Source organism: Bacillus methanolicus MGA3, assembly GCF_000724485.1.
Classification (GTDB): domain Bacteria; phylum Bacillota; class Bacilli; order Bacillales; family Cytobacillaceae; genus Bacillus_Z; species Bacillus_Z methanolicus_A.
Genome location: NZ_CP007739.1, coordinates 1,518,628 through 1,543,971, shown reverse-complemented (window position 1 = coordinate 1,543,971; position 25,344 = coordinate 1,518,628). Strand labels below are relative to the sequence as shown.

Annotated in this window: 23 protein-coding genes; 15 read left to right on the top strand and 8 right to left on the bottom strand. The window is 35.9% G+C overall.

Annotated elements, in window-relative coordinates; all coding sequences use genetic code 11:
- Positions 1-348 precede the first annotated feature (348 nt).
- From BMMGA3_RS07515 to BMMGA3_RS07475, 12 genes are all read left to right on the top strand, one after another.
- Complete coding sequence (locus BMMGA3_RS07515) at positions 349-873, top strand: sigma-70 family RNA polymerase sigma factor (protein ID WP_004433875.1); 525 nt, start codon at positions 349-351, stop codon at positions 871-873.
- Positions 870-1,934: an anti-sigma factor gene (locus BMMGA3_RS07510; RefSeq protein ID WP_038502154.1), complete on the top strand. Its 1,065-nt coding sequence runs from the start codon at positions 870-872 to the stop codon at positions 1,932-1,934. The genes BMMGA3_RS07515 and BMMGA3_RS07510 overlap by 4 nt, the downstream gene beginning before the upstream one ends.
- 20 nt (positions 1,935-1,954) lie before the next feature.
- Complete coding sequence (locus BMMGA3_RS07505; protein WP_004433873.1) at positions 1,955-2,218, top strand: hypothetical protein; 264 nt, start codon at positions 1,955-1,957, stop codon at positions 2,216-2,218.
- Positions 2,219-2,922: 704 nt separating this feature from the next.
- On the top strand, positions 2,923-3,345 hold the full coding sequence (locus BMMGA3_RS07500) for an NUDIX hydrolase (RefSeq protein ID WP_004433871.1): 423 nt from the start codon (positions 2,923-2,925) through the stop codon (positions 3,343-3,345).
- A gap of 900 nt (positions 3,346-4,245) precedes the next feature.
- The gene (locus tag BMMGA3_RS07495) at positions 4,246-4,749 is read left to right on the top strand and encodes a hypothetical protein (protein ID WP_004433870.1); all 504 of its coding nucleotides are present in this window, start codon (positions 4,246-4,248) and stop codon (positions 4,747-4,749) included.
- A 110-nt stretch (positions 4,750-4,859) separates the two neighbouring features.
- Positions 4,860-5,651: a hypothetical protein gene (locus BMMGA3_RS07490; RefSeq protein ID WP_038502151.1), complete on the top strand. Its 792-nt coding sequence runs from the start codon at positions 4,860-4,862 to the stop codon at positions 5,649-5,651.
- 405 nt (positions 5,652-6,056) lie between these two features.
- Entirely contained in the window at positions 6,057-8,018 is a 1,962-nt protein-coding gene (locus tag BMMGA3_RS07485; RefSeq protein WP_155815526.1) for a hypothetical protein, read from the top strand.
- 308 nt (positions 8,019-8,326) lie between these two features.
- Positions 8,327-8,530 carry a hypothetical protein gene (locus BMMGA3_RS16775; RefSeq protein WP_004433865.1) on the top strand — a complete coding sequence of 68 codons (204 nt, stop codon included), beginning with the start codon at positions 8,327-8,329 and terminating at the stop codon, positions 8,528-8,530.
- Between the two features lie 138 nt (positions 8,531-8,668).
- The gene (locus BMMGA3_RS07480; protein ID WP_185762562.1) at positions 8,669-9,241 is read left to right on the top strand and encodes a tyrosine-type recombinase/integrase; all 573 of its coding nucleotides are present in this window, start codon (positions 8,669-8,671) and stop codon (positions 9,239-9,241) included.
- A 201-nt stretch (positions 9,242-9,442) separates the two neighbouring features.
- Positions 9,443-9,595 carry a hypothetical protein gene (locus BMMGA3_RS17865; protein WP_004433862.1) on the top strand — a complete coding sequence of 51 codons (153 nt, stop codon included), beginning with the start codon at positions 9,443-9,445 and terminating at the stop codon, positions 9,593-9,595.
- Between the two features lie 63 nt (positions 9,596-9,658).
- Entirely contained in the window at positions 9,659-9,820 is a 162-nt protein-coding gene (locus BMMGA3_RS17860; protein ID WP_004433860.1) for a hypothetical protein, read from the top strand.
- Between the two features lie 119 nt (positions 9,821-9,939).
- Positions 9,940-10,500 carry a Uma2 family endonuclease gene (locus tag BMMGA3_RS07475; protein ID WP_004433858.1) on the top strand — a complete coding sequence of 187 codons (561 nt, stop codon included), beginning with the start codon at positions 9,940-9,942 and terminating at the stop codon, positions 10,498-10,500.
- 223 nt (positions 10,501-10,723) lie between these two features.
- On the opposite strand, the gene BMMGA3_RS17250 is transcribed toward BMMGA3_RS07475, so the two are convergent.
- The 6 genes from BMMGA3_RS17250 to BMMGA3_RS07445 form a co-directional block, all read right to left on the bottom strand.
- Entirely contained in the window at positions 10,724-11,230 is a 507-nt protein-coding gene (locus BMMGA3_RS17250) for a tyrosine-type recombinase/integrase (RefSeq protein WP_259674486.1), read from the bottom strand.
- An 801-nt stretch (positions 11,231-12,031) separates the two neighbouring features.
- Positions 12,032-12,781 carry a hypothetical protein gene (locus BMMGA3_RS07465; RefSeq protein ID WP_034669201.1) on the bottom strand — a complete coding sequence of 250 codons (750 nt, stop codon included), beginning with the start codon at positions 12,779-12,781 and terminating at the stop codon, positions 12,032-12,034.
- A gap of 200 nt (positions 12,782-12,981) precedes the next feature.
- The gene (gene parC / locus BMMGA3_RS07460) at positions 12,982-15,441 is read right to left on the bottom strand and encodes a DNA topoisomerase IV subunit A (protein WP_004433852.1); all 2,460 of its coding nucleotides are present in this window, start codon (positions 15,439-15,441) and stop codon (positions 12,982-12,984) included.
- Positions 15,441-17,417, bottom strand: coding sequence for a DNA topoisomerase IV subunit B (gene parE / locus BMMGA3_RS07455; RefSeq protein WP_004433850.1), 1,977 nt, complete (start codon positions 17,415-17,417; stop codon positions 15,441-15,443). The genes parC and parE overlap by 1 nt, the downstream gene beginning before the upstream one ends.
- Before the next feature lie 289 nt (positions 17,418-17,706).
- Complete coding sequence (locus BMMGA3_RS07450) at positions 17,707-18,120, bottom strand: CoA-binding protein (RefSeq protein WP_004433848.1); 414 nt, start codon at positions 18,118-18,120, stop codon at positions 17,707-17,709.
- A gap of 337 nt (positions 18,121-18,457) precedes the next feature.
- Positions 18,458-20,188 (bottom strand): glycosyl hydrolase family 18 protein, encoded by a 1,731-nt coding sequence (locus tag BMMGA3_RS07445; protein ID WP_004433846.1) that lies wholly within the window; start codon positions 20,186-20,188, stop codon positions 18,458-18,460.
- Positions 20,189-20,402: 214 nt separating this feature from the next.
- Here BMMGA3_RS07445 and BMMGA3_RS07440 point away from each other — a divergent pair, with 214 nt between their 5' ends.
- Positions 20,403-20,906, top strand: coding sequence for a DoxX family protein (locus BMMGA3_RS07440; RefSeq protein ID WP_004433844.1), 504 nt, complete (start codon positions 20,403-20,405; stop codon positions 20,904-20,906).
- A gap of 308 nt (positions 20,907-21,214) precedes the next feature.
- On the opposite strand, the gene BMMGA3_RS18350 is transcribed toward BMMGA3_RS07440, so the two are convergent.
- Both BMMGA3_RS18350 and BMMGA3_RS18345 read right to left on the bottom strand, forming a co-directional pair.
- On the bottom strand, positions 21,215-22,150 hold the full coding sequence (locus BMMGA3_RS18350) for an amidase family protein (protein WP_259674485.1): 936 nt from the start codon (positions 22,148-22,150) through the stop codon (positions 21,215-21,217).
- Complete coding sequence (locus tag BMMGA3_RS18345; protein WP_259674484.1) at positions 22,117-22,740, bottom strand: amidase family protein; 624 nt, start codon at positions 22,738-22,740, stop codon at positions 22,117-22,119. The genes BMMGA3_RS18350 and BMMGA3_RS18345 overlap by 34 nt, the downstream gene beginning before the upstream one ends.
- 533 nt (positions 22,741-23,273) lie before the next feature.
- Between BMMGA3_RS18345 and plsY the strand changes: the two genes are divergently transcribed.
- Positions 23,274-23,858, top strand: a complete 585-nt coding sequence (gene plsY / locus BMMGA3_RS07430; RefSeq protein WP_004433840.1) for a glycerol-3-phosphate 1-O-acyltransferase PlsY — start codon at positions 23,274-23,276, stop codon at positions 23,856-23,858.
- Positions 23,859-24,160: 302 nt separating this feature from the next.
- Positions 24,161-25,249 (top strand): ATP-binding protein, encoded by a 1,089-nt coding sequence (locus tag BMMGA3_RS07425; protein ID WP_038502149.1) that lies wholly within the window; start codon positions 24,161-24,163, stop codon positions 25,247-25,249.
- Positions 25,250-25,344 lie beyond the last annotated feature (95 nt).

Here is a 25,344-nt window from a genome sequence, read left to right as displayed (position 1 = left end):
AAAAGTGAGCCACAAATGTAGATAAGTTTAGATTGAAAAACAGACATAAGTAAGCTTAAAATTCTGCAAAACATGCTTGCTCCCTCGAATACGCTCCTCATTTCATACGAATCAAAATCCTCTTCATTTGATCGCTTCACTAATAAAAAATAACCTTATCCAGTGTCCAAGAGGGCTATCATAAAAGTCTAGCGATAGCCGCTTTATATAGAAGTAATTAAAGTATGTATGGACGCTGTTTCAAAATGATGTCCGATGATCTTTCTAATTAATGCATATGTTTCATAAAAAATTTTGGAAAAACAGAAACATTTTTGTTTTTTATGCGTCTTTTATAGCGGAAGGAGGGTGGAAACCATTGCCAATAAGTTTGAATTCGATATACTTATTTGCTTATATTCGAAATCCCTTTTTCGCTATCTATACGGATTAACCAATGATTATCATTTAGCGGAGGATTTATTGCAGGAAACATTTTACAAAGTTTATTTACATGTAAGCAGCATAAACGAGGTAGTGCAAATAAAGTCATGGCTTTACCGGATCGCTTATAATACCTTCATCGACCACTGCAGAAAAGCAAAAAAGATGCAGCTTGTACAAGTGGATGATTTCTTTGCGTCGTTAAAGCTAGATCCATTATTAGAAACGGAAAACGCGTTTTTGCAAAAATATGAGCTGGAGTTGATTTATAAACATTTGTCCAACATGAAAGAACTGCAACAAAAAGCCATTATGCTCGTCGATTTAAAAGGATTTAGCTACAAAGAAGCGGCGGAGTTGTTAAACGTAAAACTCCCTTATTTAAAAAGCCTTGTGTTTCGGGGTAGGCGGGAATTAGAAAAACGATTACGCAATGAGGTGAAAGGATGAGAAAAGACGAGTTAAAACAATTATTGCAGAAATATCAAAATGGCACACTAAGCAAAGAGGAAGAACAGAAAATAGAGGAGCTTCTAGAAAGCTTTGACGTATACAATGAATTTCTCAATGAAACCATTCATGATGAAGGCATGAGGGAAGCTGATATTGACAAAATGATAAAAAAAGCGCAACAAAAATTTTTTTTTAGAAATACGCTGCTTGTTGTATCGTTTATACTCACGATTGTTCCCTTATTGACTATGTTTACTTTTGTTTATTACGGCTGGGGGCGAGAGCATAACAGAGGGAATGAATTTATTCAAACCATTCGAACGGTGAGTGAAATGACAGCGCCAAATGTGCATGTAGATTACGATACGGTGGATGATGAGATCAAGCCTTTTACCATGACTGTCACGACAAATAAATATAAATTGATTGATGATAAAAAAAGTTATATAGGCAAGGATACTTACAAACTATTTTTAAATGATGTGTTTGCTAAAGAATCGAATTATCGAGCGATTGGGTATTCGGTTCATCAAATTGGAATCAACTTTATTCATCCGAAAGCCAAATACTTTTTACCTGACGAACGAACAAAAATTGAATCTCTCCCGAGCGATTGGCCGGTTGAAATCTATATTTCCTTGGATCGGTCCTATTCCTTAAAAGAAATAAATGAAAAATTCAAAGGATATAATATGACATGGCTTGCGTTAGACACAGGTGTAGAGGAACAGATGAGGAATGATTTAGATTTTATTCGAACACCGGCTATAGGTTTTCCTTATAAAAAAGTGCATGTGGATTCTGTATTCAATCGCTCGTTTACTGATTACGAAGAAGTAGTCAAAGGGCTCGAGCTATTGAGCAAAAACGAAAAATGGGCAACACAACTAACGGAATATAAAGACTTAAAGATCGCTGATCGACTAAAATGGATAAAAAAACATAAAGAATTGAAGATTTATGGAATCGCTATGACAGGAACCGCCAAAGATGTCTTGTCTCTAGAAAAAATGAAGGAAGTCAACGTGATTCGATTTGGTCAAATCAATTTGCCATAGCAAAGGGGGAATAGTCGAAAATGAGAATGGTAAGAATCAATATACTAAATACATTGGTGGCTATATTTTTGCTTATTTTGTTAAATGTACAAATTATAGCGGAGATCCCTGTTTTTGATATCAGTTACATTTGGATTTCATTGTTCGGAATGCTCATATGCTTGCTTGGCCTCATAAAAGAAGATAGATTCTACTCATATTTAGGCGGCATCCTTCACTTCATCCTAATCGTTTCTTGTATGGGAATGATTTTGTTTGGAATAGGCATTAACTACAAGCCGTAACTTTACTGCGGCCAAAGCGAAAAGGACAGTCCAAATTAAGGCTGTCCTTTTTCAATATAGGAACGTGTTGCAAAAGACGTAGATGCATACATATAAAACAAATACCAAATATTCCAAACTTATCTTGATATATTTTACTAGAACATTTAGATTATTCTATGGATACAAAAATGAAATTAGTTTGTAAAATGTCACGTTATACATCACGTAGCGTATCAGTTTTGTATGACTCATAAACGAAAAACATCTTTATGATTATCATTTAACTCCCCTGAAACAGCTGATGGAAAGCGAAAACCTGAAAGAACTCAAATGATTGTCATTTTAAGAAATGCAATAAAGCATCCATTTAAGTAAAATTATAATCAAGGAAACAAAATCAACCAACTTAAGAAAGGGAGACATTTTTGAATATAATACTACTCCCGCTATTGATGAGCTCAGTTCTTTTGTTTATTTCTTCTGAAGGGTTTTATTTTTTGTTGTTACTCCAACCGCTGCAGTCGGATTGATTTGGGGAAGTTTTCTAAAAAGCAAGTAAAAGGTAGAGATTTATGGAAACACAATATAGCTGCTCTTTTTAATATGCAGGTATATATTCATTTTTTATAATTGGCTTTAACAACCATAAAAGCGATTCTTCTTAATTCGTTAATCGAGCGAAAGCAACCGTGTTATATTCATAATGAGGAAAGGTGCTTGAAATGACAAGTTTAAATGAAATTGTTGTAGTTTTGAAAGGGTTTATTTTACACAAAGGCAAGGTGTTAACGGTACAACGTGCTCATGATGATGAAGTGGGCAGCGGAACGTGGGAGTTAGTCGGAGGGCAAATACGCTTTGGAGAAGATTTAGAAACGGCGCTGTTGCGAGAAATCCAAGAAGAAGTTGGATTGGATGTGACGGTGGAGCGGATTTTGTATGCGACGACGTTTCAAACGCACGCAACGCGACAAGTTGTCATTCTTACATACTTATGCAAAAGCGATCATCATGAGGTTTTTCTTTCGCAAGAACATATCGATTTTCGCTGGTCAACTAAAGAACAATCGCGAGAACTGTTACCTCCGGCCATTCTTCACGACTTTGAAAGAAATGGCGTTTTTTCGTTGGAAGAATGGGTATAGAGTAGAGAATGAGTTCAGTTCATGCCGAGTAAGATCCGCGGACCGCACTATCCAAACAAATGAAAAGGAATTTGTGAAGTGTGAATTTTCATTATCATGTATTTAAATGATTCAGGTTAATGACTATGAGTTTATTGGCAACATAATCTTTTCTGAGTAAACTTATAATTCCTTAGAATAGCAATAAAAATATAGAAAATATTACATTTATGTCCAAAAAATGATAAAATTCAAGAAGAAGGTCACTTGATCTTCTTCTTTTTTAGTTTAATTGAATAAAGGCGATTCAATGTATAACTCATATTTATTAGAAGGGTTTTAAAGAATTAAAAATCGTTGAACAGTACGATAAAACGTGTTTATGCCTCACAGTTCAAGATTGCCCCGACGTTAACAACAATAAAAGAACCATGTTAATCGCGTGTGGAAAAATAGAGAATCACAAATGAGCAATTTACGCCTTAAAGTATAAAATACATTCTTCGACATTTTTCGAATGTTAATAGTAATATATTACTGATTCTATATTTATGAGGAAATAAATAATGGAAGGAGTAACTGCATTAAGGCTACAGTGGGTTAAGCAAAGTTATTTTCTTAAAATAAATTGAATATTAGTTCTCGATAAAAAGAATATGGAAAATGATACAATTTATCAAAAAGAAATGAATGATGGAGTGAACTTGAATGGATTTATCAAAAGAAATGGAAAATAAGATGATAAATGCAATTCATTTGCTCAGTGAAATTAATAGAAGAAGAGAAGAAAATTGAGAAATTTCTAAAAGTAACTATGGTGCTTTGCTAGATGCACATTTATCTGCAACCACCTGCATTGGCTCCCTTTTATTAAAAATGAACTTGAGGCCGGGAGAGTCAAATGAATCTATCTCAGGAAGATTGAGTCTCATTGCGTCTTTCATACAAGGTATAGATTTATGCGAAACAACTATTTCTGAAGGACTTTATGCACAAGCTGCAAACTTATTGAAACAAGAATTAGAAACAATAGCAGCAATAGAGGAATTTATTATTGGAAATCGAAAAGATGGTAAAACCCCGAATGTTAGGTTCGTAAATTGGGATATGGGAAGAATATATGGAGAATTAAATAAAGTAGCTCATGTGTCAGAAAGAAAGGTATTAGATCCTTTGTATCAAATGGAATGTTCATGTAGCTCTAATCCAGTTAGCATTCTTCCAGTTTATAAAAAAGAAATTTCTAGAAAATTATATGCATTACATGTTTCTTTTATTATCCAAGTAGCTAAACATTTAATTGATTTGTACAACGAACTTTACAATGAAAAAGCAACAGCAACTGAATATCTAATGTTAGTTGGTGCAATGAAAAGACTTGAAGATGAAGGGTTTCTAGTCGGTAACCAACTTAAACAAAGTTAATATAATGTAATTTGCTAAGGATTTCACAAATACGTATTGAATACTTTTAGTTTTTATGATTTTGAAGAAATATAGCAATATTACATATTTTTACAGAAGGGTGTGCAAAAATGGTATACAAACGTTTATTACGCCCAGCAAATTGGCAAGACTTCCAAAGAATGATTTGTTCGCTCTTTGAGCGAAAATATAATATGGGAGTAAGCAACTTATACGGGAGGGATGGTGAAGCTCAACATGGCGTAGATATCTACTTTAAAAATGTACCAATATTAGGCGGTAAGAACGTAGGGATACAGTGTAAAAGAATTGATAAATTGAGAAAAGACATTATTGATGCAGAATACGAGAAAGTTTGTAATGAATTTCCGAATCCTATTGATATTTTTATAATTGTTACAACAGATGCAACAAAGACAGAATTGCAAGATTATTCTTATAAAAAAGATGATCCTAAATGCGAAATCGTATTCTGGGAAAAAATTGAATCTGACATTCAATTATATGAAGATATTCTTAGAAGTTATTACAAAGAATTTATTATTTTAAGAGATTTTGTTTCACAGGGGAATGCAGCTAGTAAATTATTCGTCCTAGAATTCCAAGGAACAAAAGCTGAATTTATTATTACTCGTATACCAACATATGAAGGAACATTTGGCAACGGAGTATCATTCATTTTGAATTTACAAACTAAAAAAGCAACTTATTATCCTATAAGAAATAAAAATGATTTACTAGAAATTTTTGATCATCCCTTTGATGCTTATGCAGTATATCACTTTTTGCAACACTACAATGAAGATAATATTTTTGCTGATACCTCAATTGGACATCAATTTTTCATCGACAGTAAAACATATGATGAGATAACAAAAGCTATTGAAGACTTAAACAAATAAACATATTTATTGTTCAATAAGTTTACTTAATCTTTTTCTGAGTAAACTTATAATTCCTTTGGATAGCAATTAAAATATACAAAATATTACATTTATAGCCAAAAAATGATAAAATTCAAGAAGGGGGTCACTTGATCTTCTTCTTTTTTAGTTTAATTGAATAAAGGCGATTCGATGTATAACTCTTATTTAAAGAGTAACAATCAATATCGTTTTAGTATAATGGGAAATAGTGGTATGTTGTGAAAAATTGATACAGAAATTATTTTATAGGAAGTGATTAAATTGCTTAAATTTCTAGGAGTAATCAATAGTGACAAAGTCAACAAATATAATATGAGATTTACTGTTGGTTCCCTCGAATCTGCCTATAGTGACAACTGGAAGTGGGGTGTTCCATCCTTTTTGAATCATGATCATCTAAAGCCTATTGCGTGGTCACTTGTATGCGCCTTGTATTTTGAACCCGGTATGGTTCGAACCGCTAATTTAACTTATGTACCCGAAAATGATAGTGAAAGTAAATTGATTGGAAGCCAAATACAAAAGTACTATATAGAAAAGACGACGGAGTTTATAAGTCCATACAAGAATGAATTGTTGAAACGTTTGAAACCATATTTGTCCCGAGATTATAAGTTCTGTGCAACTGAATCCGCTGCAGTTATCGATAAAGGCATTGCAAAAAGAGTATTCCCAGAAATATTTGAAACAGATGATAAACACGGGTTGGTCTTATTGTCTAAGTTGAATCCGGTTGCCCCCGGTATATTTGAAAGAGATGGCCTATTAATTTACGCCAGTTCTTTTTTTCGGAGATCTTTTTCTAGATTAAATACATTAAACACCCCTTTTCTTAAACGATTTCAAGAAATTAGCTTGTCTCGTCAATTAAACTCTAAAATTGCTCTAGATCCGGATATGGTTGGTTTAGCCGATTCTTTGCATGAAGTATTTGAGTTTCAATATTGGTGGGGACCTTTGTTCAATGAGAAACTAGATGACATCCCAAACGGTGTTTCAATCCATAAAAGCAATCAAAAAGATATAATTTTCACAGATATAGAAAGTACTGAATTTTGGTGGTATGAGCAAGATGGAAGAAAAACGTTTGAGTGCGAAGAGGTTGTTACACGCCCGAGTTTAGGTATAAGTGATACGTCATACGGTTGTAGGTTTGTACACAGCATGATAGACCAGCATTCCAATGAACCTTTTCATCTTGATGGAGCAATTAGGATTTATGATGAGGAAAAGATACTTAAACGTTGGGATGTAGATATTAGTAATTCAGGAAAGGACACTGAGTACATTAAAATATGGAGATTGGACGGTAATATTTCTGTATCAGAGTGGAAAGAATTAATTTCCCACTATTATAGGGATAACATGTTAGTTGGTGAATATTTTGGTGGGAAAGATAACTTGAAGGATTTTAAACCGGAGCTTCTTGTGAAAGAGAATAATACAGCTCCGCTTTCAGAATATGTACCTACCCACATGGAAAAAGGTGAGGGAATACGTATAGCTCTTTCCTATCACGCAAGAACCTCAGAACGGAATACTAGAAGGAAGATAAGGGTTACAAATTCGCTTGAATTAAACAATTCTAGAGTTAGGTATGTAGAAGCGGATACATTAGAAATAATAAAAAAATTAAGAAAGCGTGGTGAAACACTTAACGTACCTCCGAATACTGAGATTATCGCTTTTGAAGATATGTTAATAAATTTCCCATTGTTTTTACACAGGGGAAGTCAAGCTGTACGTGATGCAAATGTTACTTTGGATGTTATCCATGAGTTATGTTGCTCATGGCGTGATAGACACGATGATAGAGCTATAACTTTTAATATTGGAATCGAATACGATACTAAAGAAGCAGTTTTTTCTTTTGCAGGACATATAGATGATTTAATCAAATGGTTCAACTTCAGCGGGTCAAGGTTCCCTTCACAGGAATCGGAAATTGGTCTATGGTGTGAAACAGCCGCAAAATTCTTAACAGATAATTTTCCAGAATCTAACGATAAACCTAAACTCGGAGAGCTATTAAATTCTTCAGGAATGTTACATTTTGAAAGAAGATTCCTTTCTCCAAAAGATTATGAATTATATATGGATGAGAAGAATAAAGCAGTAGGTGTGGAAATTAAAATGTTACGCTCAGAAACCGAGGTTGTCAAAGAAATTAAAAATGGACATTTACAAGTTGCTCCTGCATTTATAGTAACAAAATCAGAATGTAGTAAATGTGGCAGTGAATATAGATTTTGTGACTGTTCAAAATACATAGAGAACGATGTAGTAGAAATTATGCAAAAAGTATGGTGTATAGGGGTTTTTTGGACTAAGAGAAAGGCGTAGCGATTATTTATATATAAATTTACATAAACTTTTCGTTAGTTAGGATTTTTCCTAACTTTTATTTTAATGTTCTAAATCATAAAGAATATGAATTCTTAAAGATTTATCTTTTGGGAACGAGATAAAAATCTTAAAGAATACAACAATTTGTAGGGTAAAAAATCCTAAAGAATACAGAGAAAATGGATTTCTTCCTTACGTACTTAGATAACCAACAATCTGAAATTATCAATAATGTCCAAGAAACAATCAAACATAAGGAAGTCAAAAAAATATACCGTTTGATAATTTGAAAGGCGGGAGAAATATTGAGTTATTTAACCGATTACGAAGAATGGCTACGCTTAAACAAACGTGAAAATACAGTTAAAACCTATATTGGCGAAGTTAAAATGTTCGCGCAATGGTGGGAAGGCGTATATGATAAACCTTTCGACCCAAGCGAAGTCATTCCTCTTGACACTAGCGATTACAAGCAATATCTCATGAACGTTGCAAAAAATAAACAATGAAAACGATTATCAATGATTACGATCAATAAGAAAATTGAATCTCTTCGAAACTATTTCTCTTATTTAGCAGAAGAGAAATAGTCCATTCAGAAAAATCCGATAAAACATATCAAAATGCAACGAATCCATTCCGGCACAATGGCAGAACCGCGTTGGCTAAATCGTAACGAAAAGAACTGCTTTTTACGAGCGATTGAAAACATTGGAGATAAAAAACAGAATCAAAAGATTCGCAATAAAGCCATCTGTTACCTAATGTTAAAGGCAGGTTTGCGCGTCAGTGAGGTTGTTTCCCAACGTCTTGACGATATCGAATTGGATAAAGGATTACTAACTGTACAAAACGGAAAAGGCGGCAAAATGCGAAGAGTGACAATTAGCAAAGAGGTTATCAAAGCAATACAAGATTGGTTAGATGTGCGCGGTGAACAGCATACAGACGCAGTATTCGTTTCCCAAAAACGGACACCGCTCACTGTACAGGGTGTGGAGGACTTTTTTAAAAAACTTCGTGATGAAACTAATATAGAAGGATTGACACCTCATGTACTTCGCCACTCTTTTTGTCATGACTTAATCGAAAAGGGTTATCCCATTTCATTAGTCGCAGATTTAGCCGGTCATTCCGACTTGAATACAACAAGGCTATACACGAAATCAAGCGAAGAAGAGAGAAGAAACGCTGTCGAAGCGTTATCAGCAAGCAGTTAGAAATAAGCATTTGTGATCATAAGTAATGCAGAGATCCGAGGTGCATTATATTTAAATTGGATCTCCCTATTATAAGTAGCAGTATAAGAGGAAGATGACTGGCGTTTTTTATTATGTAAATTCCTTCATACGGAGTGAAGCATTCTATGTACTCTTGTAGGAGAATTGTATTTACGTATTTCTAAAAAGGAGAAACAAATCATGGCTCTATCTTACTCTGAATTCAAGAAGAAAGAGATTAAACAAGAAGGGAAAATTGAAGTTTTAAGAGAAATGATTAATGACGGAAAATCCCTCGAGGATATTAGACACATGAATAAATACCTCAAACTACCTGAAGAAGTAAAAGAATAATGAATGCTCTAAGTCTAAATGTTTCTGATGTATCATTTCCTAGTGCATAGGGAGGTTTAATTATTGATTTCCGGTTTAGAACGATATTTAAACAGAGTCGAAGAAGATACGATAGCTGTACTGAAACTTTTGGTTGCAGGAAAAACGGTTGAACAAATTTCTAACGAATTAAAGATACCACTAAAGAAAGTAGCAGAGATTAAAGAAAAATTCGAGTCCAGCTAGGCAGAAGCACGATATAAAGAAAATAAAAATGGGAGAAAACTTATGATTAGTCATTTGTGCGCTATGTAAGTTTTCTCTTTTTTGTTAAATAAAATATAAATATATAGGAGTGAAATCATATGAGAAATGAAGAGTCAGATAAAGTGTATTCTTATAAAGACATTAAAAACAAAGAAGGTAATTGGGAACTTATTGCTGGTATTCCCTATCTTTTAACTTCACCTTCTTACGAGCATCAATATGTCGTAGGTGAGTTGCACCTTGAATTAGCGTCTTACTTCAAAAATCGAGGATGTAAAGTGATATTGTCTCCATTTGATGTTCAGTTGGATGTCAACGAGTCCGAAGATGAATCAAAAATTGTTCTTCAGCCCGATTTGCTAGTTGTTTGTGACACGAATAAAATTACTAAAAACAGATTAAAAGGTGCTCCTGACATTGTGATAGAGGTATTATCAGCAAGCACCGGTGTTAGGGATAGAAACCAAAAGTATTATTTATACGAAAGTCATGGTGTAAAAGAATACTGGATTATTGACCCCAGCAATCGAACGGTAGAGGTACTAGGATGGAAAGATGGTTATTTTCAGCAAAGATCCGTATTTGGTCCAGAGGATAAATTGATTTCTATTTTATATCCCGATTTACAAATCAACTTAGCAAATATCTTTAATGTTTGAAGCATACAGAATAATAATTATGAGAGAAAACTGAGCACATGGATGGACGAAACGTACTCAAGTACTCCTGTTAAACTAAAAATTAGTTAAAGAATTTCCATCATCTGTGATGTGTGGTGCAGCGAAGCAATACATGTGTGACTAATGAAGCAAGGGTTAAAAAGATATAAGGAGAACACATATTAGTCATTTTGTTATAAAAATTCATGTTATCAGAGCGGTTTTATAAAGTAGTGCACCAATCTCTAGGACAAGGGACAACCATTGGATGAAGGGGGAGTAAGCGCTCTTTTTTTCCTTTCCCATATATACGTATCGTGTTGTTAGATAAATCAATTTGTTCCCAAGTTATTTCAACAATTTCAGATCTTCTCATACCCGTAGTGGCTAACAGTTTAAATAGAAGATGGTTTCGCATCGCCATTCGGCTATTGTCTTGTTCTAAAAAGCGGAACAACTTTTGCAGTTCCAGTAAGGACATATAAGTCGGTAATTTACTATCCGTTTTAGGAGTATCAATTCCGATCATAAAATCGTTGTCGATTAGATTTTCTTTGACACAGTATTTACTGAACGATTTCAAGCAAGAAATTCTCCGATAGATCGTTCTAGGTTTGACATTTTCTTTTGTAATCTGATGCTGGATGAAACGACGAACAAGTGTTTTTGTAATGTCATTGAGTTGTACAGAATAACCATGTTGAATTAAGAAGTTCTCGAAACATCTCAAATCATAAGCATAACCATCAACGGTGTTAAGTGAATAGTTTTTTTCATTTGCAAGTACAAAACAAATTCATCAATGGCTTGTCGAAACAACATTTGAAAAACACCTCCAGTTGATAATAAACAACCGACGCTAATCGGTATAAAACATGGTGATAATTCGTTTAAAAAATGATAATTGGTAGACGCAAAAAATTATGAGGAACTTAGACTAACAAGTTCCGAATAATTAATTTTATGGGCACTTGAGGGAAGAAACCCTCAAATTTCGGGGAAATTGGTTAGTTTACATAATATATATTCTCGGAAGTTAAATTATAAAAAACCATTCTGGTCTCATATAGAAAGTATACTTAATAAAATGAGACAGAATAAAATTTTTTGCATGGATCCTAAAACTTATTAATTCTTAAATGTAAATTTACTGCTCAATTTATATGTGAAGGTAAACTTAATAACCGATTTGAGATTTTTTCTTATCCTTACTGAAATAGCCAATTCATTTAGTAATACAGTTCATTTCGTAAATTTTATCTGTCATACCTTTTCTTTGCTTTACTAATTATACATCCCTTTCCCTTCAAGTTAACATAATATTATTATGATAATTATTTTCTTACATTTTATCCGCCTTCTGGAATCCAATTCGAATCCGTATTACTCCTATATTCGGAAGTATTGTACTATGTTGCACCGCGGGAATACTTGATATCCCCCACATATGGTATGATGAACCAAACAGCAGTTATCCCCCACTTTGGCTTCTTCCATTCTTTTACACAATAAATGGGGGAATTACTGCCCGTTAATGGCGGTATACTTTTGCATGAAGTAAGTTCCATTTTCCGTTTTCGTAAAACCAAGTCGATTCCACAAATGCGATTCCATCTGCATGATAAGCCCCGCTGACCCTTTGGACACCAACCAATCCATATTGATTATCTTTCACAATAACCGGCTTAAACGTACCATATGGCAAAACCATCAATTCTGTTGGTTCATTAAGTCTTCCGTTTTCATATAATCCAAGCCTATCATAATCAGCTTTCCTGTCTTTGAGGTCAAAATTATACTTTTGGCCAGTCTCATCAATAACTAAAGATGCCTTATAATTTTCCTCAAACTGGGTTGTCATGACTAAAGGTTCAGGAACAGTTAAGTTCGTTAAGTGAAAATCTTTTAGAGTATACAAATAATAATTTGATAAACCGCCGCTTCCGCCCGTTGAGATTGATATAAACAGATCTTTCACTTTATCATGGTTTAAATCTTCATATTTAATATGCGGTTCGTAACCGCCTTCCAATTTCACTTTATATTTCTTTCCATTCGAAGCATCGATTTTCAAAAAAATTTCCTTTAAAAAATTTGCCCCCTCTTCAAATGGAATGCCAATGATTGAAACCTTGTCTTTCTTGCCGTCGCCAGTCACATCCACCTTATTTTGTAAAACAGTTATACTCTTATTTGATTGACCGACTGCATAGGCACCCGTAATGGCTGAAAGAGAAATAAAAAAGAAAGCAGCAAATGTAAACAATAATTCTTTTTTCATTTTGATAACCCCTTTCACAAATATAAGGTTATCGTGCCCCCTTTTTGGCAAAAAAATGCAGGAATAAACGCAAATTTTATGATTGCAAAAATAAAAACGGGTCAGACCCCTCCCAACACAATACTAATAAAACTAATTGTTATTGCTGGGGGAGTCGAACCCTTATAAGTAGGTCCCATTGTTATTTCAATATGGAAAAATTATTCTGTATTTTTTTCAGGAGTTTCTTCCTGAATCACCATTGGCTTGGGTTTCCAAAGAACTTTTGCATTTCCGGTTTCCGTCACATCAAACAGGAATGATCCATTTGAATAACGGTCACTGTCGCGTAAAGTTGAAATATTGATGTTTTCAAGATGACCTTTTTCCGTTTGCACGATAACATTGTCATCATTTGTAACGACTTCTGCACCGATCACTCGGTGAGGGTTTGATTTTAATTCACGGAGCATAACTACTCCTCGTTTTGCGCGTGATCCAGGTTCAAATTCGGTCAATTTCATTTTCTTAATTGCGCCTCGTTGAGTTGCAATCACGACTGCTTCCTCTAATGGCTGTTCAATGATTTTTCCGGCTGCTACGAAATCGCTTTCTTTTAAATTGATTCCTTTTACTCCAGCTGCCCGTGCTCCGACGATATTGACTTCTTCTTCATGAAAACGCACCGCGTAACCGAAATGGGTAGCTAAGAAAATTTCTTTATTGCCATCTGTTAAATGAACATCAATGACATTGTCATCCTCTTTCAGATTGATTGCAACCAGCGGTCTTGAATAACGCTGGGCTTTGTAATGCTTTAATTCTGTTTTCTTTACCATCCCATTTTTCGTTATAAATAACAAATAAGAATCCATTTCAAAATCTTTAATAGGTATTGCCCGGATAATTTCTTCATCCCGATCAATTTGGATGAGATTTGCAATATGCTGCCCAAGGTCTTTCCAGCGAATATCTGGAAGCTCATGAACCGGACAATACAAATAATTGCCTTTATTCGTAAACATGAGCAGAACGTCTGTTGTATTCATATAAAACTGGGCAAGAAGGCGGTCTGAATCTTTCATCGCCAAGTCCTGGCCATTAGACGCAGCATAGGAACGCTGGCTTGTACGTTTGACATAGCCTTCCTTCGTTACAGTTACGATAACATCCTCATTTGCAACAAGGACATCTAAATTAATCTTAATTTCTTCAATTTTTTCCTCAATTTTTGTGCGGCGTTCATCTTTGAAGCGTTTTTTAACTTCTTTTAATTCTTTTTTTATAACAGAAGAAAGTTTTTTATCACTTTCTAGGATCGCTGTTAACTCTGCAATTTTCTTTGCCAATTCTTCCGCTTCGTTTCTCAATGCAGTAATATCCGTATTTGTCAAACGGTATAGCTGTAAGGAAACGATCGCTTCAGCCTGAGGCTCGGTAAATTCAAATTTTGCCATTAAGTTATCTTTGGCATCTCGTTTATCTTTTGAAGCGCGAATGACAGCGATTACCTCATCAAGGATGGATAATGCCTTCATTAAGCCTTCTACAATGTGCTGCCGTTCCTTTGCTTTTTGCAAATCATATTTTGATCTACGCGTAACGACTTCTTTTTGGTGCTCAATATAAGCATCAAGAAGCTCTCGAAGTCCCATAAGCTTCGGTCTTTTTTTATGTATGGCGACCATGTTGAAATTATATGGAATTTGTAAATCACTGTTTTTATAAAGGTAATTCAAAACACCTTCTGCATCAGCATCTTTTTTCAGTTCAATCACAATCCGCAAGCCTGTCCGATCCGTTTCGTCCCGTACTTCTGCTATTCCTTCGACTTTTCGGTCCATGCGGAATTCATCGATCTTTTTAACAAGATTGGCTTTATTTACATCATAAGGAATTTCGGTAATCACAATTTGCTGTCTTCCACCGCGGATATTTTCAATTTCCGCTTTGCCGCGGACAATGATCTTCCCTTTCCCAGTTTCGTACGCCTTTTGAATTCCTTCAACGCCTTGAATAATTCCACCTGTTGGAAAATCAGGACCTTTAATGACCGTCATTAAATCCTGGACGGTACAATCAGGATTTTCCATTCTCATAATAACCCCGTCAATCACTTCATCAAGATGGTGAGGCGGAATATCCGTTGCATAACCGGCAGAAATTCCTGTAGAGCCATTTACGAGTAGATTCGGAAACATCGCCGGAAGAACGGTCGGTTCTTTTGACGTGTCATCAAAATTAGGGATAAAATCAACCGTTTGTTTGTCAATATCTCTTAAAAGTTCAGCTGCAATGGCTGACAGCCTTGCCTCTGTATAACGCATGGCAGCCGGCGGATCGCCGTCAATACTTCCATTATTTCCATGCATTTCTATCAAGAGATTCCGAAGCTTCCACTCCTGGCTCATGCGGACCATTGCATCATAAACAGATGTATCACCATGCGGATGATAATTGCCGATTACATTTCCGACAGTCTTGGCTGATTTTCGAAATCCTTTCTCATGCGTATTTCCATCAACATGCATCGCATACAGAATACGCCGTTGTACAGGTTTTAAACCATCTCTCGCATCCGGAAGGGCACGTTCTTGAATAATATATTTGCTGTATCGCCCGAATCGGTCGCCAAGCACATCTTCAAGTGGCAAGTCACGAAATTTTTCAACCGTTGACATTAATCAGCAACCTCCTCTGCCACCGAAATATTTTCGTTTTCTAAAATATTCTCATCATCTTCAAGGCCAAAAGCCACATTGTTTTCTATCCATTTGCGCCGTGGTTCAACTTTATCGCCCATCAAGGTCGTTACCCGGCGTTCTGCGCGCGCAGCATCATCAATCCGGACTCGAATAAGCGTGCGTGTTTCCGGATTCATAGTTGTTTCCCACAGCTGGTCGGCATTCATTTCTCCTAAACCTTTATAGCGTTGAATCATATAGCCCTTCCCGACTTTTTTGATCGCATCTTTGAGTTCTTCATCACTCCATGCATATTCAATCACTTCTTTTTTTCCGGTTCCCTTGCTGACTTTATATAATGGCGGGAGAGCGATAAACACTTTGCCGGCTTCAACGAGCGGCTTCATGTACCGGTAAAAGAAAGTAAGGAGCAATACTTGAATATGGGCACCATCTGTATCAGCATCAGTCATGATCACGATTTTATCATAATTAACATCCCCAAGATTAAAATCGGCACCTACACCTGCTCCAATTGCATGAATAATGGTGTTGATTTCTTCATTTTTGAAGATATCTTGAAGCTTTGCTTTTTCTGTATTAATAACCTTTCCCCTTAGAGGCAGGACTGCCTGAAAACGACGGTCCCTCCCCTGCTTGGCAGATCCTCCTGCGGAATCGCCCTCAACAAGATACAATTCATTTTTTTGCGGATTTCTTGATTGCGCCGGGGTTAGTTTACCGGAAAGCATTGCTTCAGAGCGCTTGCGTTTTTTGCCGCTCCGTGCTTCTTCTCTTGCTTTTCTTGCAGCCTCTCTCGCTTGATAAGCTTTGATTGCCTTTTTAATTAACAAAGAACTGATATCCGGATTTTCTTCAAGAAAGTAGGAAAGATGTTCGGAAACAACTGCATCAACAGCTGAGCGTGCTTCACTTGTCCCTAGCTTTCCTTTTGTTTGCCCTTCAAACTGCAAAAGATTCTCCGGTATTCGAACGGAAATGATGGCTGACAATCCCTCGCGAATATCCGCTCCATCAAGGTTTTTGTCTTTTTCTTTTAACAAACCAACCTTGCGAGCATAATCATTGAAAGCACGCGTCATGGCAGTCTTGGAACCTGCTTCATGGGTTCCGCCATCTTTTGTACGGACATTGTTAACAAACGAAAGCACATTCTCAGAGAAGCCGTCATTAAATTGAAATGCAAATTCTACTTCAATTCCATTTTGTTCCCCTTCAAAGCTGACAACTGGATGAAGGACATCTTTTTCTTCGTTCAAATATTCAACAAAAGCCCTGATCCCGGTCTCATAGTGGAACACATCATGAAAATCATTGCGTTCATCGATAATTTCAATTTTTAAACCCTTCAATAAAAATGCAGATTCGCGCAATCGTTCACATAAGGTTTCATAGTTAAATGTTGTCGTAGAAAAAACATTAGGATCCGGCTTAAAGTGGATGGTCGTTCCCGTTTGGTTTGTTTTGCCGATTTTCTCTAATGTGGTTACAGGTTTACCGCCATTTTCAAATCTCTGTCTGTAGACAAAACCGTCTCTTTTTATCGTCACTTCAAGCCATTCAGACAGGGCATTTACAACAGATGCACCGACACCGTGCAGCCCGCCGCTTGTCTTGTATCCGCCTTGTCCAAATTTACCTCCCGCATGAAGAACAGTTAATATCACTTCAGGGGTAGGCTTGCCTAGTTTATGCATTCCGGTTGGCATTCCCCTCCCCTTATCAACAACACTGATCGAGTTATCTTTATGTATTTTCACGATGATATGATCGCCATAACCGGCAAGAGCTTCATCGACTGCATTATCCACGATTTCATATACTAAGTGATGAAGACCGCGGGCATCTGTGCTTCCAATATACATACCCGGTCTTTTTCGAACAGCCTCTAAGCCTTCCAGTACTTGTATGGCATCATCGTTGTAATCAAAAGCTTGCTGATTTCTTGCCACGAACATACCCCTTTCACTTCTTGCAAACACATTTCAATGAATCTCAGTTATCGAGTATCTGAAAATGTATTCGGTTTCACAATCACATTTTCCTTTTCATTCATGAAAATATTTATTATAGGAACGTGTGTTCTTATTGTATTTTATCATATATTCCCGAAACGTCCATGCTTTATTGTATCGTTTTATTTCAATTTGGCAAATCAATCTTTGGAAACGCGGTGGCGCCTCCCTCAGCTTCGATGCAAAAAAGCATGAGTTAAGCCTCATGCTTTCTTTACTTTCGTGATTATTTTGTCAGTGCATGCTCTACTTTGATGCAGCGATCCATAATAACAGTATATCCCTTTTCTTTCAAAAACTCATAGGCCTCTTCATTTACCACGCCTAACTGTGCCCAGAACACATCTGCGTCAATTTCAATAAATTCCTTAGCAATTTCCGGCAAATATCTAGGACGCCGAAAAACGTTTACAATATCAACATGCCCCTCGATGTCTTTAAGGGAAGATGCTGCTTTTATACCGAAAACCTCATCTACATTCGGATTGACCGGTATGATTTCATATCCAGCATTTTTCATCGCATTTGCAACCATATAAGATGTTCGTTCAGGATTATCGCTTAACCCCACTACTGCTATTCGTTTTGCTTTTTTCAATATATCCCTTATTTCTTCTCTGCTAGGATTTTCTATCGGCATAATAATGACTCCTTTACTTAAGCTTCCTTAAAAAAGGAAGGCGTTTACATTTACTATTCTATTCTAACCAACTTTCATTATTTCATCTAAAATAATGCTTTAAAGCAACTTTTTAAAAGATGTGCTAACACAGAGACATAAGAGAAATCTTTCTCTCCCCAAAATGATAGACAATTTTTAAATAAAATAAAAGAGGCTGTCTCATAAGGGTCTGACCCCATGTGTATTTATCAATATATAGCACATTTATCCGACATTATGTCCTATATATTGTGTTATGGGGTCTGACCCTTAAGCTTTTGAGACAGCCTCTTGATAAAATTTAAGTTTTAAAAGGTCATTTTTTCACAACATTGGACTGCTTATGAATATTTAATGCTGCCCATGCTTTGTCATCAGCATAATATCTGGACCAGCTCGCTACTCCGGCCAATTTATATTTTTTTGCTAATTCCGATCGCTTTTTTAAGGAAAGCTCATCTTCAAGCCAAATTTTATACGTCGCTTTTTCTTTTTCTGAATAATATTCAGCATAATTTTGACCTGTCGTTGGATCATATTTTGGCTTCACTTTATTCGCTTTAAGCCATTCTTTCACTTTATCCATTGATAATGCTTTGGAGGTAAGTTTTGTCGTACCGTTTTCAAGATGCTGTTCTTTCCAGAGTCTTGTAAATAAAGGCACTCCAAGGATGAGCTTTTCATTTGGAACTTCCTCCAATAACTTTTTCAGATTATTCTCTACCCACGGAAGGCTTGCAACACTCCCTGCTACAGGGGAATTTGCCCAGTGCTCATCATATGCCATTACGATCAAATAGTCGACTAGTTCTGCTAGTTTGTCCCTTTCATAAAATGCAGACCAGTTTCCAGTAGAGATAAACGTAATATCCATTGAAACGATTAGTCCTGCTTCATGAAAATACGGGACTGCTTCCCTCACAAACTGTGTTACAAATGGTCCGTCTTCCTCATTTACATTCTCAATATCAAGATTGATTCCGTCTAAATGATACATTTTACTGTAATGAAGAAGTTGGCGTATAATGGTTTGCCTTGTTTCAAAATCTTTAAATGCTGCCTTTGTAAGATATGGATTGAATGCATTTGAGAACAGTCCCCATACTTGATATTTTCGTTTTTTTGCCCACTTGACGTAGTCAAGAGAGCCTAGATTCTTTACTGATCCGGTTTCGGAAGCTAGCTCAAACCATGTAGGGGACACGACATTGACGCCGGGCATGGGTGGAATTCGTTTTGTGTCAGGATTTTTTTTATAAACAGCTTCCCACGTTAATTGAACAGGACCATTTATTTTTGGCAAAACTGCTTTTTTTTGTTCGCGTTTTACCTTGATTGTGATGGTTTCTTTTTTCTTAACAAAGTCTTTTCGGATATATCCTGCTTCCCCTGTCATTTTCCTCACAAAATAGAAGTCTTTTTTTTCGTGTTCGATAAAGACGGTTTCATTGGATTTTGTCTCAGCCGTATACGGGCTTAGGAGTTTTGGTGCCGTTCTGAGGCGGAGGTTTGCTGTTTGCACATCATCGTTTGTGATAGTGCCTTTTTTTATTGTTTCACCATCCTTTTGGATCCAAATCGCCCCGCTTTCATTGAGAATCCGGTATTGAAGAGGAAAATAAGGCAAAATAGTATCAAGAGACAAATAAAGTTCTCCTTTATTCGTTTTTATTGGAGACATATTGAGTTTGATAGGCTTTTGATTGATAAAATACGTCAAAGATTCAGAGGGCATTTGAACGACTTTATCAGCTGTTGTGATGATCACTGAGTTTGATTTTTCGTCAAACGTAATCGAATCATTTATTTTTTTTAATAGGGAAAGCGGAATATAAATGCTATTTTTTTCAATCAAAGCATTCCCTTCCTGTTTGCCTTCAAAAATAATCGGGTTTTTTCCGGTAAAATATTCTTTTTTGAACGGTGAAGCAAAAGGATAGAAGAATAGTAGAATGCTAGAAAAAATCAGAAAGAATGAAAGCAATAATCCTGCCAAAATCCATTTCTTCGGAACTACTTTTTGTTTATCAAATTCAACTCTAGCCAATTTCAATCCTCCCTATTTATATCCTAATGAATCTTTCTGGATATGAAAAGGAATACTATCATGAATTATTTTCCTTTGCTTTGATGCTAACAGATTGTTATTTTGTAGTTTAAATTGCCTAATTTACAAAATAGTTCAAAATACCGTTGAAGTAATTTCCTTAAATTTTATAATTGATAACGATAATCATTATTGATAAAAAGGGGTGTATATTTTGTTTATTCAGTTTTTAAAAGTAAATCCGCATGTGAAATACCTGTTGGCACTTATTCGAGTTTACCTTGGATGGACCTGGTTGAAAGCCGGATTGGGAAAAATCAAAGAGGGAAATTTTGATGCTTCCGGTTTTCTAAAAGGGGCATTATCCCAAACAACTGGAGAACACCCTGGTGTTCAGGGCTGGTGGGGACATTTTATTGAAACAGTAGCTCTTCCAAATGTAGAATTCTTTAATATTTTGGTCCCATGGGGCGAGTTTCTGGTTGGATTGGCTCTAATATTAGGTTTGTTTACTACATTTGCGACTTTGATGGGAGTAATCATGAACTTTTCTTATATGTTTTCAGGTACTACCAGCACCAATCCTCAAATGCTATTATTAGAAATTTTTATATTAATCGCTGGATTTAATGCTGCAAAGATTGGTGTCGATTATTGGATCCTTCCATTTGTAAAAGAAAATTTTCTTAAACGTGACACACAGAATTCATCTGCATAAAAAGAGAGAGGCTGACCCGAAAGTAAATTAACTTTTGGGTTCCCTCTCTGAAATAACTGAAGGATTCCTTTGCTATCAAATTATTAGCGAACAACGCAATGCAATATGTTTTAAACCCACGTGTTCAAAAGTATTATGAACTACTTATTGCTAATCAAGACTCTCTCTCCACCACCTTTTTCATATCTTTATAGACAATTCTTGTTGCATCTTCCATTTGAGAGCGATACCGATGACCATGCTCTCATCCATCGGTTCAACACTTTACACAAGAACTTTTGGTATACCTGTCATCCTAGTAGTACAATTTATGCATTTGTTGCAACACGTTCATGTATGGACTGAAAGGCGTGAGCAACACGCAAAACAGTGTCATCTTCACCATGTCTTCCAATGATCATCATCCCGACAGGCAGTCCCTCAGATTTTCCACACGGGACGTTCATTGCTGGGTGTCCTGTGATATTGAATGGTGCAGTATTATAGATCATTTCTAAAGCTCTCTTAATAATTTCTTCCCTTGAAGCATTTGAAGAAGGAATTTTTGTTGCCTTCATCGGTATAGTAGGCATAATCAGCACGTCATATGTTTTTAGTGCGTTATCATACGCTTGTCTTAATTTTCGAGCTAGGTTTTGTGCGATAGCATAATATTTCCCGTTATATTGATCCTGCATATATTGTCCTAGTAGAATTGTCATTTTAACTGTTTCTGAATATTCATTTGCCCTTATTTTGCGTGCTTTCCCATAGGCATCTAGAAGTTTTGTGCTATAGTGTCCCTTCCAATTCGTTCCCATGCCATTTTCTTTAACCATTAAGGAGGTAAGACCCTCTATACCAATCCCATTCCAAATGTGAATACCATCCCGATGCATTGGAATAGATACTTCTTCTACGGTTGCTCCGGTATTTTCCAAAGAATAGGCGGCTTCTCTTACTAATTGATCTACATCCTCCTCGGACAGCCCGTCCCAGCCAAAGCCTTCCGTTACAATTCCAATTTTAATATCCTTTGCATTCCCAACAAGTGATTCAGTGTATGGCTTCGCCTTTAAACCCGACTGTCTTGGATCTAAGCCATCTTCACCAGCTATCACTTCAAGCAACAAAGCGACATCCTCAACAGTTCTAGCAATAGGGCCAGTGTGATCTAAAGTCTGTTCAATTGGAAAAATCCCAGTGTAAGGAACAAGTCCGTAGGTAGGTTTTAGACCGTATACACTGGACCAACAGCTAGGCATCCGAATAGATCCTCCTTGGTCACCCCTATTGCCATGTCAACTTCACCTGTTGCAACTAATACTGCACATCCACTAGAGGAACCGCCTGATGATCTAGTAGGGTCGTGTGGATTTAAGACGGGTCCTGATGCAGAAGTATGGCTGCCTCCAGATAGGCACAAATCTTCGCAAACGGCTTTGCCTACAATTTCTCCACCGGCATCAAGTATTCTAGTTACAATGGTAGCGTCTTCGTCAGGAACAAAACCTTCTAGAATAGCTGAACCATTCATCATAGGAACACCTGCTAGACTTATATTATCTTTTAGAACAATTGTTTTCCCCGCTAATTTCCCATTACTATTTCCTTTTATGCTAGTTTTCCAATACCAGGCATTGTATGGGTTTTCTTCGACACTTGGTCGATACCCTGGAGTACGTGGATATTTTACTGGAAGACTTGGTTCTACAAGCTGATTTAAACGATTATAGGATTCAAGTGTACCTTCCATTAATTTTTGATATGAAGATAGTTCGTCAGTTGTGAGAGTAAGATTAAACTCCTCTGCAATTTTTTTTAATTGTTCAATCGTTGGTTTTTTAACAGCCATTCGTTCTCCTCCTTAATTAAAATTTTTTTAAAATAAGTTAGACAACCCTGCTTCTTTAATTCTTCTACAAGCTACTTCAATAGACTTTTAATTGTTGAAGATTTGGGGTGCCTGAACTGCTGCTACACGTAATGTCTCGTGTCCTCCAAAAACAGATTTGATTAATTTTCCCTTTCTTATTTTTTTCATAAATCCCCCTTCATTTTATGTAAAATTTTATAACATTAAATGTATATGTATTGTTACACGAATCTGGAATACATGCCATAATTTTGTTAGATAACCTTACATAGTTTTTGAGTATTAAAGTAATTTGTCCCCTGAAGAAAATTACAAAGAAATAGAAGTGGTTTTCCTGTATGAATCAGATGCCAAAATGATAATCATATGTTGTGCAAATACATTGGGACGGGCCCTCGTTGCATTAAAGCGATAACACAGAGCGGGACTGGCCCCAATAATAAAATGTTTTTCTAGAGCTTTGTCCATGTTACAATAGAAACACTACAGACAATGTTGAAGGAGAAGTTTTCATGGCAGTGTATGGACTCATTGTTATTCTCGCTTATTTGCTCGGATCCATTCCTTCAGGATTAATTGTTGGAAAGGTATTTTACGGAGTCGATATTCGGGAGCATGGCAGCGGAAACCTCGGGGGAACTAACACATTTCGCACTCTGGGGGTTAAAGCGGGACTTGCAGTTACCATTGCAGATATTTTAAAGGGCACATTAGCAGCATCCTTGCCTCATTTCTTTGGTTCAGATTTTCATGAACTTGCAGCTGGTGTTTTTGCCGTAATCGGCCATATGTATCCTGTATTTGCAGGCTTTAGAGGCGGCAAAGCGGTTGCTACATCCGGCGGGGTGCTGTTGTATTATGCACCAATTATGTTTTTAATCGTTTTAGCGGCTTTTTTCATCAGCTTATTTATTACAAAGTACGTTTCCCTTTCTTCTATCTTAGCAGCCGTTACAGCGATCATTTATTCTTTCATAGACGGGGACATTCCCCTCATCATCGTTGTGTTGATTCTATCTTCTTTTGTCTTTTACCGCCACCGGGCAAATATTAAGCGAATTATGAACAAAACCGAACCAAAAGTTAAATGGTTGTAATAATAGGACTGTTGAAGCAGTCCTTTTTTCTTTTCTTCTTTTTTGAAATTCACAAAACAGTTATTTGAATTTTTAAAAAATATTTTTCGATAATTATTGATAAAAAATGGTTTTTATTGCTAAAATATATAAAAAAGTGTGTTATTTCCATCTTATTCTAGACTTTATTTTCTAATTTTCTTTCCAAAGTGACATATTTAGCAATAACTCGAAATATAATGAAGCAGGTTCTTGTAATTGATGTGAATATGAACATGCCATTAACTGCAAGAGTCAGAATTTTGAGACAAGGATGATTTGGTATGACATTAAATATTAACCTGTTGAAAAATTTGCCTTTTCCGTATTTTGTCATCGATCGAAACTTCAAGATTCTTTTTCAATCAAACAAAGCCATTGAAGAGTTTTCTTTTAAGAAAAATTTTCTTAACCTTGCTGTCGAATCTTCACGAAAGAAATTAAAAGATTTCTTATCTGACATCAATGACTCTCCTCATTTAAACATATGTATGCTAAAGAAAAATTTGAAAGCATGTTCAGTACGCCTATATAAATTACCATCAGACGAAGAATTGCATCTATTTTGCTTTCCTAATGAAATTGACTCAGACGAACGATTGCAAGTTGACCCTTTATGCCAAAAACAAGACAATGAAATGAATATTCAAGTAATAACAGAAGTTCTTCCAAATAACGATTATTTCGCGTCAATTGGTAAGCTGGCTGCCGGGATCGTGCATGAAATAAGGAATCCGCTTACAGCTGTAAAAGGATTTATCCAGCTGCTAAAACCATATTTATCGGAAATAGGCAAGGAATATTACGCCGATGTTGCCCTTGAGGAAATTAATCGGACAAATGAAATTATTTTTGAATTTTTAAATAATGCAAAACCAAACGATCGAATGAAACAGCCTGCTCATTTAAATAAGATTATTAGGGATGTAGTCATTTTATATAAGAGTGAAGCTATCTTAAGAAATATTAATATTACAGTTGACTATGATGATCATGATACTGTTCTGCAATTGGAGGATAAGCAATTAAAACACATTTTAACAAATATCTTGAACAATGCGATCGAAGCACTCAGTGACCGAAAAGATGGCGTGCAAGGATGCATTCATATTGCAACAAAAGTACGTGAGGACCATGCAGTTATTTTTATCGAAGATAATGGATGCGGAATGAGCAAGGAAACACTGGAAAGCTTGTTTCTTCCTTTTTACTCAACAAAAGAAAATGGAACCGGAATTGGAATGCCCTTATGTAAAAAAATTATTGAAGATAACGGGGGACAAATCGAAATCTCCAGCATCGTAAATACAGGAACGATCATTAAAGTCGTTTTGCCAGTAGTTCAGAAGGCTAAATTAACATCAATTGTTTAAATAATAAATAATGACTGGGCTTTCAAATCAAATGATGTCTCTTAAACTTTATACCTCGCTTGGCTCAATAATCCTTATTCCATAAAATAGCCCAA